At 37.4% G+C, this 12,899-nt stretch carries 8 protein-coding genes; 4 read left to right on the top strand and 4 right to left on the bottom strand.

Features of this window, described 5'->3' with window-relative positions; genetic code table 11:
* Window positions 1-25: 25 nt before the first annotated feature.
* Window positions 26-616 (top strand): GIN domain-containing protein, encoded by a 591-nt coding sequence (locus tag P2086_RS03715; protein WP_396127455.1) that lies wholly within the window; start codon window positions 26-28, stop codon window positions 614-616.
* Between the two features lie 5 nt (window positions 617-621).
* Here P2086_RS03715 and P2086_RS03710 read toward each other — a convergent pair whose 3' ends face one another.
* Window positions 622-2,010 carry a hypothetical protein gene (locus P2086_RS03710; RefSeq protein ID WP_317899090.1) on the bottom strand — a complete coding sequence of 463 codons (1,389 nt, stop codon included), beginning with the start codon at window positions 2,008-2,010 and terminating at the stop codon, window positions 622-624.
* A gap of 122 nt (window positions 2,011-2,132) precedes the next feature.
* Here P2086_RS03710 and P2086_RS03705 point away from each other — a divergent pair, with 122 nt between their 5' ends.
* From P2086_RS03705 to P2086_RS03695, 3 genes are all read left to right on the top strand, one after another.
* Window positions 2,133-4,739 (top strand): AsmA-like C-terminal region-containing protein, encoded by a 2,607-nt coding sequence (locus P2086_RS03705; RefSeq protein WP_317899089.1) that lies wholly within the window; start codon window positions 2,133-2,135, stop codon window positions 4,737-4,739.
* 92 nt (window positions 4,740-4,831) lie between these two features.
* Window positions 4,832-6,337 carry a sensor histidine kinase gene (locus P2086_RS03700; protein ID WP_317899088.1) on the top strand — a complete coding sequence of 502 codons (1,506 nt, stop codon included), beginning with the start codon at window positions 4,832-4,834 and terminating at the stop codon, window positions 6,335-6,337.
* 473 nt (window positions 6,338-6,810) lie between these two features.
* On the top strand, window positions 6,811-9,519 hold the full coding sequence (locus P2086_RS03695; RefSeq protein WP_317899087.1) for a T9SS type A sorting domain-containing protein: 2,709 nt from the start codon (window positions 6,811-6,813) through the stop codon (window positions 9,517-9,519).
* 123 nt (window positions 9,520-9,642) lie between these two features.
* On the opposite strand, the gene P2086_RS03690 is transcribed toward P2086_RS03695, so the two are convergent.
* The 3 genes from P2086_RS03690 to P2086_RS03680 are packed head-to-tail and all read right to left on the bottom strand — an operon-like array spanning window position 9,643 to window position 12,861.
* Window positions 9,643-10,398 carry a succinate dehydrogenase/fumarate reductase iron-sulfur subunit gene (locus P2086_RS03690; protein ID WP_317899086.1) on the bottom strand — a complete coding sequence of 252 codons (756 nt, stop codon included), beginning with the start codon at window positions 10,396-10,398 and terminating at the stop codon, window positions 9,643-9,645.
* 39 nt (window positions 10,399-10,437) lie between these two features.
* Window positions 10,438-10,833 carry a four helix bundle protein gene (locus P2086_RS03685; RefSeq protein ID WP_317899085.1) on the bottom strand — a complete coding sequence of 132 codons (396 nt, stop codon included), beginning with the start codon at window positions 10,831-10,833 and terminating at the stop codon, window positions 10,438-10,440.
* A gap of 39 nt (window positions 10,834-10,872) precedes the next feature.
* Window positions 10,873-12,861: a fumarate reductase/succinate dehydrogenase flavoprotein subunit gene (locus P2086_RS03680; protein ID WP_317899084.1), complete on the bottom strand. Its 1,989-nt coding sequence runs from the start codon at window positions 12,859-12,861 to the stop codon at window positions 10,873-10,875.
* Between the last annotated feature and the right edge of the window lie 38 nt (window positions 12,862-12,899).

Here is a 12,899-nt window from a genome sequence, read left to right as displayed (position 1 = left end):
TAAATATGTTGAAACATACGATAATATGGAAGTGTCCATTTTTCAAGGAACTGAATATAAAGTAGAGGTAACTGCAGGAGAAAACATCATAAAAAATATTTCTACGAAAATAAAAGACGATACCTTAAGGTTGGATAACAACAACAAATGCAACGTTGTAAGGGGTTACAAGCGGAAGGTAAAAATTAAAATTACCTCGCCTTATCTGGAGCAAGTATCAAATTACGGTGTTGGTCCAATTACATTTGATGAGGATGTTAAGCAGGACAAAATCTTTGTGAAGGCCGAAAATTCAGGAGATACGTACATTAACGGTACCTACGACGAAATTCGCACAAGTTCACACGGAAATGGGGACATGTATTTAAAAGGAACAACAAAGAATTTACAAGTGTATACTTCTGGCACAAATTTTACGAAAGCAGAAGAACTTACTATTACGAATTATGTGTTTATTTCAAGTTATAGTATTGGGGACGCCTTTTTTAATATCGGTGATAACATTACTTTAGATTATCTCATTTGGAGTGATGGAAGTATTTATTATAAAGGCAATGCCCACGTTAATAATCTAAGCGAGAAGCAGGGCAAAGGACTTGCTATTAAGCAAGACTAGGGAATTCAATTTTTTTTGTAAACCGAAAAAATCGCGTTTTTTCCCAACTCATTTGTTTTAAAGATGCCAATATTTGTGAGAGTAGAATTCGAATCCAGTTTACCTTGTCTAAAACCCGATTCAAACTCACCGTAGTGGTTGTCCCATATGAGCAAATTCCCTGCCTTCATTGTTTTTATATTTTCAGAAGTGATTTGTAGACATTTTTTTGAATCGAAATAATCTATGTTTAAGGGAATGCTTAAATAGCGGTGATTATAAAGTAAAGGATAGTTAATCAGCTTTTCGTTCAAAATAAATTCAGAAACTTGAATGGCAATTTTCTGATCAGGATTTAGCATCATATCCTTTTCCCAATTTATAGCTGAAGGATTTGGTAAAAAAGGAAAAAGTAGAATATACCCGATTAAAAAAATTTGCACGCCTTTTTTAAGCTTGGGTTTTGAATGAACTCGTTCGCTGATAAAATTAAATCCTATCAAAGAAATAAGAGCAATAAGGGGTATAATGCCTATTAAAACTCTTTTAAGTCCCATTGAATTAAAAATGCCTAAATACCAAAACAAAGTATGGGCAGTGAAGAAGGCGCAGAAACCAAGAAACAAAAGAATATGCTGTTCTGCATGTGTTTTCTTTTTAATGATTAAAGCAAATAAAAAAAGAAAACCGATCCAAAACAGGATATAAATTGGGACGCCAGTAACGTTAATAAGCTGTTCTACAAAATGAAAAAAAGCACCTTGCCCATAAACGCTGCTTAATTTAGCATAAGGTATCTCGGTGAAAACCCAAAAGAAATCACCGAAAACAAAAAGACCAATAAAGCCATAAATGACAGAGCCCAAGGTTAAAAAGGGTAGAGGTTTCCAAAGACTTTTATAAAGAAAATAAAGACCAAAAATTCCAATTATGATAAGTCCTTCAGAGCGAACATAAGGTAAAAAGGAAATAATTAAAGCTGCGGTAATGTGCTTTTGTTTAGAGCAAAAATAAATTCCAAGAATTGTAAAGAGAGCAAATAGTGGTTCGGTAAGCCCTGAAAAAGTAAGGATATAAAAGAGGGGAGAGAAAATTAGAAAAACAGCAACTAAGATGGCATTTTTAATTTCTAATTTTTCAGCGGTTTTGTATGTAAAGAAAATAACCAGCAAAGAAATCAGCGAATTGAAAATTTTAACACCTATAAATCCAAATTGCGCAAATGGTGAGGCGAGTAAAACAAAGACAGGTTTGGCCCAATGATTTAAAAACAAAATGGGATGAGAGGGAGCGTACTTAGCAAAGAGGTAATGTGTAACACTATCACCTGAGTCGCCGGTGCCACTGAAAAAAGTAATTGAAAGAACGCAAACAAGGGCATAAAACAGTAATAAGTAGTAAATGAGGTTCTTCATAACGGGTCTGTTTTTTTGATCCTTAATTAAATGATCGAAGGTAAATATAGGCCATTTAACTAAAATTATAAAAACCTGATTGTTTATTTTTACTTATAGGCATTATAAATGCAAGCAAACTATTGCTCACATTTATACTGTTGGAGGAGAACCCTATTTTAAATACGAAGAAACGATCTGTTTTTAAAAGAATCAGGAGAATAATCTTATGGATTGTTTCGCTCGTTTTATTTTTCATACTGGCGTTAATTACTTTATTATTTGTTTACGAAAACGATGTAAAAGCAGCTATCATTAAGGAGTTGAACAAACACCTTAAAGCAGAAGTGCAAGTCGACCCAAAAAACATTGACCTTACAATTATAAGCAGCTTCCCTGATTGCTCCATTCAATTCAGGAATCTTCTTATGCTGGATGCTTTTCCAATTAAAAATAAAGACACTCTTTTATTTGCCGGGCAACTCAATCTCCATTTTAATATTAAGGATTTGTGGAATAAAAACTATGAAATAAAAAAAATAAAACTAAAACAAGGAGTTGTAAAACTGTTGATTCTAAAGGACGGAACGCCAAATTATGAATTTTGGAACAAGTCTGAAAGCAAAACAAATGAGTCAGGAAACATAAACTTTAATCTTAAAATGGTGAGTGTTGTGAATTCTAAATTGAGTTTTAAAAACAAACAAAGTTTAATTAAAACAAGCCTTCAAATAAAGCAACTTGTTTTTAAGGGAAGTTTTAAAGAGGAAGAATTTGAAATGGAGTCTGATGCTAAACTATTCATACACGAATTAGTACAAGGCAAAACGCACTATTTAAGAGAGAAGGAATGCGACATTGCTATGAGTTTATTGGTAAATGACGATTCCTATTCTATTAAAACAGCAAAAGTAAATTTGAATAAATTGAAATTAGAGCTAAGCGGACGCGTTGATTATAGGGACAAACTTGAAAGGGCGGACCTCAAGTATAAAGCCCCAAACTTAGACATTGCCTCTTTATTATCCTTGTTACCAGAAAAATTTAAGGGTAAAATAAATGAGTATGAAAGTTCGGGGAATTTTTATGCTGAAGGAACGTTTCGGTATTTAAATAAAGACACTTACAGCATAGTGAGTGATTTTGGAATTAAACAAGGCATAATTACGTATAAACCAAATGGTGCCAAAGCAACGCAGGTAAACTTAGAAGGGTATTTAAATTACACGAAAAGCGCTTCCGTTTTAAATTTAAAAAACATTCATCTCACTATTAAGAATGACGAAATAAGGGGAGCTTGTCTTATTAATGATTTTGAAAACCCTTATTTAAAATTTTCTGCTAATGCAACTGTAAAACTCGAAAACCTAATCAATTTTTGGCCAATAGATACTTTAAGTGAACTGAAAGGAAATCTGCAAATAGATACAGAAGTAGAAGGACTTTTGAGTGTGCTTAAGGAACAAGCTTTTTCTGACAAAGTGAAAGTAAAATTAAAGGCTAACGTTTCTAAACTTGAAGCAAAATTTAAACACGATGAAAAAAGTTATAATGTAGAAAGCTGCGAAATAAGAGCTATAGAAAGGCAGATCGAGGTGAAGGATTTGAAATTAGAACGTGGTAGCTCTGATTTAAAACTCAATGGTAAAATTCCCGGAGTATTTAATTACCTTATGGATAGAACGGCGCCACTCACTATTACAGGAAGTTTGTATTCTGATTATATAAAGTTGGAAGACTTTATAACGCCAAGTGGAAAATCTTCGGAGACAAAAGAAAAACCACTAATTCCTTCAAACGTAAATTTCAAATTAAATGCGGCAATTGTAAAATTTAGTTTTGGAAAGTTTAATGCCAATGCAATAACGGGTGAAATAGAGATTAAAAATCAGAAAGCGATTGTGAGTGATATGAAACTGCTGACCATGGAGGGCGAAGCAGAAATAAATGCCTTTGCTGATAATTCTAAAAACAGGCTAGAGGTTGCGCTTGAAAGCAAGTTAAGCAACATTAACATCACTGAACTTTTTTCACAGCTAAATAATTTTGGACAAGAAGTGCTCACTGAAAAAAACATTAAAGGTTCGGCTACTGCAACAATAGAATTTTCGGGAACGTGGAATAATAAATTGGAGGCAGATTTAAATTCAATACATTCTCTTTGTAACCTTCAAATTGAACGCGGAGAGTTAAACGATTTTAAACCCTTGTTGAGTTTGTCAAAATTTGTGGATGTAGAAGAATTAAAGAGAATTAAATTTTCTTCTTTACAAAGTGCAGTAGAAATAAAAAACGGCACGATAATAATTCCTAGAACATCGATAAAAAATTCGGCGCTCGATGTTCAGGTTTCAGGCACGCACACATTCGATAATCACATTGATTACCATATTCAGTTATTACTAAATCAATATCTCGCAAAAAAGAGAAAGGGAAAAGAATCAGAGTTTGGTCCAATTGAAAACGATCCTGAGTACCGCCGCAGTGCATTTATACGGATGACGGGAACCATTGATAATCCAGATATTAAGTATGATTTTAAAGGTCAGAAAGAAAAAATTAAAGATGATATAGCTCGAGAAAAGAAAACAATGAAACAGCTTTTTAAAGAAGAGTGGAATCTGTTTAAAAAAGACACAAGCGTAACAAAATCTAAAAAACCAGAAACAGTATTCGAACTCGAAAAACCCGAACAAGCTTCCCCAAAGAAAACTTTGGAATTAAAAAAGAAGGAAGAGGAGGATTTTTAGAATTCGGTGATTAAATCTTTTTGAATGCAGCCACAACATCTTAAAGCGTTAAACGTTTATTATAATTATATTTATAAAACTATTTCTTTAAAGTGAATATTTACGCAAAAAAACAACGTTGGAAAATGGCGCTAGCCGCAGCGGCTCTTCTCATTGTGCTTGCGTCTTTTTGGTATACCAACAATCTTGTGGAACGTATTTCGAGAGATGAAAAATTAAAAGCGGAAGTCTGGGCACAAGCAGTGCAAAAGAGAGCAAAATTAATTAAGGTCACTAACAGAATTTTTAATGAGATAAAAAGTGAAGAGCGTAAAAAGGCGGAATTAGTTGCAGAAGCGTTTAAGCAATTAAATCAGTACGATAACTCTTCCGACATTAATTTTGTTTTAAAAGTGTTGCAGGAAAACACTACGGTACCTGTTATTCTTGTGAATGATAATGGAGAAATCACATCGAGAAATCTAGACTCATTAAAATCGCAAGACACGGTTTATTTGAGACAGGAACTAAACCTGATGAAGGCAAAATATGAACCTGTTGTAATTAATTATTATCGAAAATTTAACTCCTATTTGTATTATAACGACAGTAAAGTGTTTACTGACCTACAACTTATTTTTGAAGACCTTATTAAATCCTTTAAAGAAGTTTCGGTGAATACAGCGGAGGTTCAGGTAATTTTTACCGATGCCAGTAAACGCCATGTAATTGAACACAGCGATAAGTTTGACACCGCAAAAATAAATACACCTGAAAAATTACGCGCAACACTTTTGGAGTTGGCGCAGGCTAATCAGCCCATTCCTATTGATCTCGGTCAGGGCGAGACTAATTATATTTTTTATGCGGAATCAGATTTACTTACAAAACTTAAGTTTTATCCCTACGTTCAATTTGGGGTAATCGGTTTGTTTTTATTAATTGCCTACATTTTATTTAGCACAGCACGTAAAGCGGAGCAGGATCAGGTTTGGGTGGGAATGAGCAAAGAAACAGCACACCAATTGGGAACACCGCTTTCTTCGCTCATGGCTTGGAACGAACATTTGTTGTCGCAAGGCGTGGATGAGGCAATTGTAAATGAAATGCAACAAGATGTAAAACGTTTAAATACCATTACAGACCGTTTTAGCAAAATAGGATCACAACCAACTTTAGTTTTAGAAAACGTAAACGAGGTATTGTTTGAGGCGATTGATTATTTGAAAAAACGCACTTCTAAAAATGTGGCTTATACTTTAAATCTTCCTGAGGAACGCATACAAGCTCATTTAAGCAAGCCGCTTTTTGAATGGGTGATCGAAAACCTCTGCAAAAACGCAGTCGACGCCATGGAAGGAAAAGGCACTTTGAATATTACTTTAACAGGTATTCCAGAAGGATTGATAATAGATATTACGGACAGCGGAAAAGGAATCCACAAATCTAAATTTACTACTGTATTTGAACCAGGTTTTACAACAAAAAACAGAGGCTGGGGTTTAGGTTTAAGTTTGTGTAAAAGGATAATTGAAATTTATCACAAAGGAAAAATTTACGTTCTAAACAGTGAACCAAATAAGGGTACAACGTTTAGAATTAAGTTGGATAGGAATTAAGAATTTATAAAGACACATACACCTTGAGAGCTTGGCCTTGCTCGAGTTATATATCACAACAAGTTTTATAAAAAAGAGGATATCCCACCAAAAAAGCCAATAACAAATTTTAAACCCAATTTAATTTTATAATCATTGTTATTGCTGAATCTTAGCTAATTTAAAGCTGGAGTTGTAGTTTGATTTTACTATTCTATATGTTAAAATCAGAAATTAAAAACCAGAAATTTGTACATTTAGGTATCTGTAAAATTCTAAATGATGAAACATAATTATCTTTAGATTCATAATCGTCAAATAAGTTTTTTAAACCTGCAATTATTCTCGCTTTATTGTTAGGCTTAAACGAAACTTTTGGGGCCAAAGTCCAACGCTTTCGTCTGAGTTGGCCTACAGGATCGAATGTGCGGATTAAGGGGTTGAACCAGTGTGAATTATAAAATAATAACGCATACACATTAAAAACACGCAATATGAAAAGAAAAATTTACAAATTACTATCAAGCGTAAAGCAAGGATTGCTCGTCTTGGCATTGACTGTATTTTCTGGTACAGCATACTCACAAACAACCTACACTTTCAGTTATACTGGAAGCGTACAAACCATAGGCCTCCCAGCAGGTAACTATTCAATAGAGTGCTGGGGTGCTGATGGTGGTAGCGCGACTAATGGAACAAATTTAATATTAGGCGGAAAAGGCGGTTATAGTAGGGGAGTTTATGTGAATCCGTCAACAACAACATTTAGCATATATGTGGGCGGGCATGGGGGTAATGCTTCAGGCGCCGCTCAGGTTGGTAGCGGCGGTGGCGGTATGTCAGATATAGCAATAACAACTACAGTTATAATTGCAGCTGGTGGAGGAGGTGGTAGCACTTCAGGTGGTACAACCAATGAAAATAGCACTGGTGGTGACGGTGGTGGCTTAACCGGCGGCACTGCTATAGATGGCACTGGTGTTACGGGAGGATCAGCAGCTACTGGCGGATCACAAACCACGGGAGGGTCTGCAACAGCAGGCAGTTATGGAGTAGGAACTCCCGGTGGATATGGATATGGTGGTGGCGCGGCAAATACTGGTACAGCAGGAATAATGCACGGTGCCGGTGGCGGTGGTGGCAATGGTGGTACAGGTGGATGGAATGGCGGTGGCGGTGGCTGTACTCTTACTGGTATAAACGACCATGCCGGTGGTGGTGGTGCGGGCTATTATGGTGGCGGCGGTGGTCGTGGTGATGGAGGTGCAGGCGGCGGCGGCTCTTCTTACATTGGCGGTGTAACTAGTGGTGCAACTATCATGTTTGGTCAAACGGGTTTTGTTACTAATCCTGATGTTACAGGAAACGGGAGGGTGCATATAACAGAGTTATGTAGCATTAATTTAACAGCTTCAGGTACAAACAGTACAGCTCCATTAATTTGTTCAGGCCAAAGCCTTACGCTAACAACAAACGCAATCAGCAATTATTCATGGAGTACAGGTAACACTACCAGTTCTGTTATCGTAGTTTCTCCTACTACAAATACGGTGTATGCTTTAACGGCAATGTCGCCTTCTAATTGTATGGCTTCAAAAAGCATTACGGTTCTTGTTAGTTCAGGCTTACCAGCACTTACTATTACCAATACACCTAATACTATTTGTTTAGGTCAAAGTGCTATTTTAACAGCGGGCGGAGCATTATCTTACACATGGACTGGAGGTTCGGTTCCAGTAACCAACGGACAATCATTTATGCCATCTGCAACTGCCACATATACTGTGGCTGGAGGAAACGGCTGTGGCGTTAGTACCTCAACCACTGCGATAACAATCGCCCCTTTGGTGGTAACGGCGAGCGCATCTCAAGCAACAGTTTGCGTAGGAACTACAGCGACTTTAACAGCAGCGTCTTCTGTGAGCGGCTATACTTGGATGCCCGGTGGAATTCCAATAAATCCAGCTGTTGTATCACCATTAGCCAACACAATTTATACAGTATCTGCATCAGATGGAACTTGTTTTGGAACGGCTACAGTTGCAGTAAACACTAATCCAACACCAACCATTACTATTACAGCAAGCAGCCCAACGGTTTGCGAAGGAGCCTTGGTTACTATGACAGCAAGTGGAGCCATGTCGTACACATGGAGTCAAGGTAATGTGAGCGGCGCTACGTTTTCCGATAATCCAACTACAGCCACTGCCTATCAGGTTATTGGAACTAATTCACTTAACTGTACATCTCAAGCCAGCCAAATTATTTTAACCGAAATATCGCCAACAGTTGTAGTATCTACTGATAAATTAATTGTATGTTCAGGGGATGCCGCAGTGCTCACAGCTATTGGTGCTGATAGTTATAATTGGACAAACGGACCTTCTACTTCAACAAATCTTGTTAACCCCCCAGTAACAACTAATTATACAGTAGTCGGCACTTATACAAACGGATGTTCAAATACTAAAACAATTACAATTAATGTATTAACGGCAAGTGTTGCGGCATCTGCGGTCACAACTGCTATTTGTCAAGGTGGCAGCACAACATTAACGGCCACTGGGGCAAATACTTATACATGGACTGGTTTTATTTCAATTAACGGGGTTGCTTTTGTTACTCCAACTATAACCACAAATTACAGTGTCACAGCTACAACTAACACCCCTGGTTTAAGTTGTAAAAGTTCCGCTGAGGTTTTAATCACAGTATTTGAGAACCCCAACGTGGCCATTGTGACAACAAAAACAACGGTGTGTAAATCAGATGCGCCAATTGTTTTAACCGCTACGGGCGCTGTAACTTATATCTGGAGTAATTCGCTAACAACCAACACAATTAGCGTAAATCCACAAAACACCACCACCTATTCGTTAATCGGAGTGGATGCTAATGGTTGTGAAATGAGTAGTTTCAAGCAAATTTCGGTAAGCTCTTGCAATGGCATAGGAGAGTTAACTAGAGTAAATAAAAAGCTCTTAGTATACCCGAATCCTAGTAATGGTTCGTTTAGCATAATTGCCGACTCAAACCTTGATCTTAAATTAATAAATGAATTAGGACAGGAGGTCAGGACGATAAAACTTTCTGCTCAAAACGATTATAAAGTATCTGTTTTTGATTTAGCGAATGGAATTTATTTTGTGGTTGGACAAAACGGCGAAGTAAACATTAGTCAGAAAATTGTGGTTAGTAAATAAACAACCTCTTTTTAAATCGAAAGCCCGTGAACTTCTGTTACACGGGCTTTTATTGAGCTAAGAAGAAACAAAAAAACCGCTCCTCTTGCGAAGAACGGTTCACTCATCTCAAAAATAAAACCCCTAGGTTAAGCTAGCACCTAAATATTCGCGGTTCATACGAGCAATGTTTTCCAGAGAAATACTCTTCGGGCATTCTGCCTCGCAAGCACCAGTATTTGTACAATTTCCAAAACCTTCATCGTCCATTTGTTTTACCATGTTTAACACACGGTCTCTTTTTTCAATAGCTCCTTGCGGTAACAAGGCTAATTGAGAAACTTTTGCAGAAACAAACAACATAGCACTTGAATTTTTACAAGCTGCCACGCAGGCACCACAACCAATGCAAGCCGCTGCGTTAAAAGCAGTGTCAGCATCGTCTTTGTTAATTAAAATATTGTTAGCGTCTTTTGCATTACCTGTGTTTACAGAAACAAATCCTCCTGAAGCCATGATGCGATCAAACGATGAACGGTCAACAGCTAAATCTTTAATTACTGGAAACGCTGCACTTCTCCATGGTTCTACCACAATGGTATCGCCATCTTTAAAGCTTCGCATGTGCAACTGGCAAGTGGTAACACCATCTTTGGGTCCATGAGGGCGACCATTGATGTACATGCTACACATCCCACAAATACCTTCGCGGCAATCGTGATCAAAAGCAATGGGTTCTTTACCACTGCTAATTAATTGTTCGTTAACAACGTCAAACATTTCTAAAAAACTCATGTCAGGCGAAATACCTTTAGCATCATAAGTTTCAAAACGACCTTTTTCGTTTTTATTTTTTTGTTTCCACACTTTTAAAGTGAGATTCATATTTCCGTGGCTCATAATCTTATGCTTTAGTCTATAATGTGTTAATCGTTAAAATTATTTGTTATTCGTTTTGGTAGTATTAATTTTTGCTTTTTGTAAGTAATTAATATATCCGTTCAAAATTGCAATGCATTTAAGGGTTTGTTGTTTTAATTCATTTAGTTCATTGTCAGTTAAATAGCCCTCTTCGTTGGCAACAATTAAATGGTCAATTATTTCATGCAAAGAACCTCTCGAGTGTCTGCAAAATTGGGAGTTTTCCTGAGAATGATACCGCCCAAAACCTTCGGCAATATTTGCTGTCACGGAACGTGTAGCCCTTTTTAACTGATCAATTAGTTTGTATTTTTCTTCAACTTGAAAAGAACGTATTTTTATTCGTATTTGTTTTCTTAATACAACCGCCTCTTTCCAACACTCTAATTCTTCAAAAGAAGTAAAACTTGCCATTACAAAGTCACTTTTAACCTATAACGCCTAACTTCTAACCTAAGCGTAATTCCTTTGTGCTAATTTAATATTCTCGAATGTTAATTCTTCTTTGTGTAATTCGAAATTGCTGTCGCCTTTGTATTCCCAAGCAGCAACGTAGGCGAAGTTGTCATCATCACGTAAAGCCTCACCGTCTGGAGTCTGGTATTCTTCGCGGAAGTGACCTCCACAACTTTCGTTACGATTTAAAGCATCTTTACACATTAATTCTCCAAGTTCAATAAAATCTGCAACACGATGCGCTTTTTCTAATTCAGGATTAAATTCATTGGCTTCACCCGGAACACGAACGTCTTTCCAGAATTCCGCTTTTAATTGTTGAATTTCTGATATCGCAGAAGTTAAACCTTCTTTGTTACGAGCCATTCCACACTTATCCCACATAATTTTTCCTAAACGTTTGTGGAAATTGTCAACCGACTTAGTCCCTTTTATGTTCATCAGTTTACTAATACGTTCTTGAACCTCAGCTTCAGCTTTCACAAAAGCTTCGTTATCTGTTGGAATAGCCTTGGTGCGAATTTCTTCAGATAAATAATCTCCAATGGTATACGGAATTACGAAGTAACCATCAGCTAATCCTTGCATCAATGCTGATGCTCCCAAACGGTTAGCGCCGTGATCGCTGAAGTTCGCTTCGCCCATAGCATATAAGCCCGGCACAGTGGTCATTAAATTATAATCTACCCAAAGTCCACCCATCGTATAGTGAACCGCAGGATAAATACGCATAGGCACTTCGTAAGGATTCTCACCAGTGATCTGCGCGTACATATCAAATAAGTTACCGTATTTTTCTTTCACCACATCTTTTCCCAAACGCATAATTTCTGCTTTACTCGGATTGTGAAGGTTTAATTTGTTTGCTTCAATTTTTCCGTAACGCTCTGTGTTGGCCGCAAAATCCAGGTATACAGCCATTTTACTCGTACCTACACCGTAACCAGCATCGCAACGTTCTTTAGCTGCACGACTGGCAACGTCACGCGGCACTAGATTACCAAAGGCAGGGTATCTGCGTTCTAAATAATAATCTCTTTCTTCTTCAGGAATATCAGTTGCTTTGCGGGTATCGCCTTGTTTTTTAGGAACCCAAATTCTACCGTCGTTACGCAACGACTCAGACATCAAAGTTAATTTTGATTGATGATCTCCTGATACTGGAATACACGTTGGGTGAATTTGCGTGTAACAAGGATTTCCGAAAAACGCACCTTTTTTGTGTGCTTTCCAAGCCGCAGTCACATTACTTCCCATGGCGTTGGTAGATAAATAAAACACGTTACCATATCCACCAGTGCACAACAGAACCGCGTGACCAAAATGACGCTCTAATTTTCCGGTAACTAAATCACGGGCAATAATACCGCGGCATTTACCGTCGATGTTCACAACATCCATCATTTCATGACGAGCCAATAATTGAACCGCACCCATTCCAACCTGACGTTGCAAAGCACTGTAAGCGCCTAATAATAATTGCTGACCAGTTTGTCCGGCTGCATAAAACGTACGTTGAACCTGTGTTCCACCAAAAGAACGGTTACTTAAAGTTCCGCCGTATTCACGCGCAAAAGGAACACCTTGGGCAACACATTGATCAATAATATTTCCAGAAACTTCGGCAAGACGGTGAACGTTAGCTTCGCGAGCTCTGTAATCACCACCTTTGATGGTATCATAAAACAAACGGTAAACACTGTCGCCATCGTTTTGATAATTTTTTGCTGCATTTACTCCACCTTGCGCCGCAATACTGTGCGCACGACGAGGCGAATCCTGAAAACAAAGCACTTTTACTTTATATCCCATTTCGGCCAAGGTAGCAGCGGCCGAAGCTCCCGCTAATCCTGAACCAACAACAATTACCTCGAGGCTACGTTTGTTTGCAGGATTTACTAAGTGAACAGTAGAACGGTATTTTGTCCATTTGTTCTCAATAGTTCCTTCAGGTATTTTTGAATTTAATTTTGGTGATGAAGCCATATATCTTAGTGTTTAGTGATTAGTGCTTAGAGTTAAGC

It is taken from the genome of Aurantibacillus circumpalustris, assembly GCF_029625215.1.
Lineage (GTDB): Bacteria > Bacteroidota > Bacteroidia > B-17B0 > Aurantibacillaceae > Aurantibacillus > Aurantibacillus circumpalustris.
The sequence above is the reverse complement of the archived record's forward strand: the minus strand, read 5'-3'. Positions and strand labels throughout refer to the sequence as shown.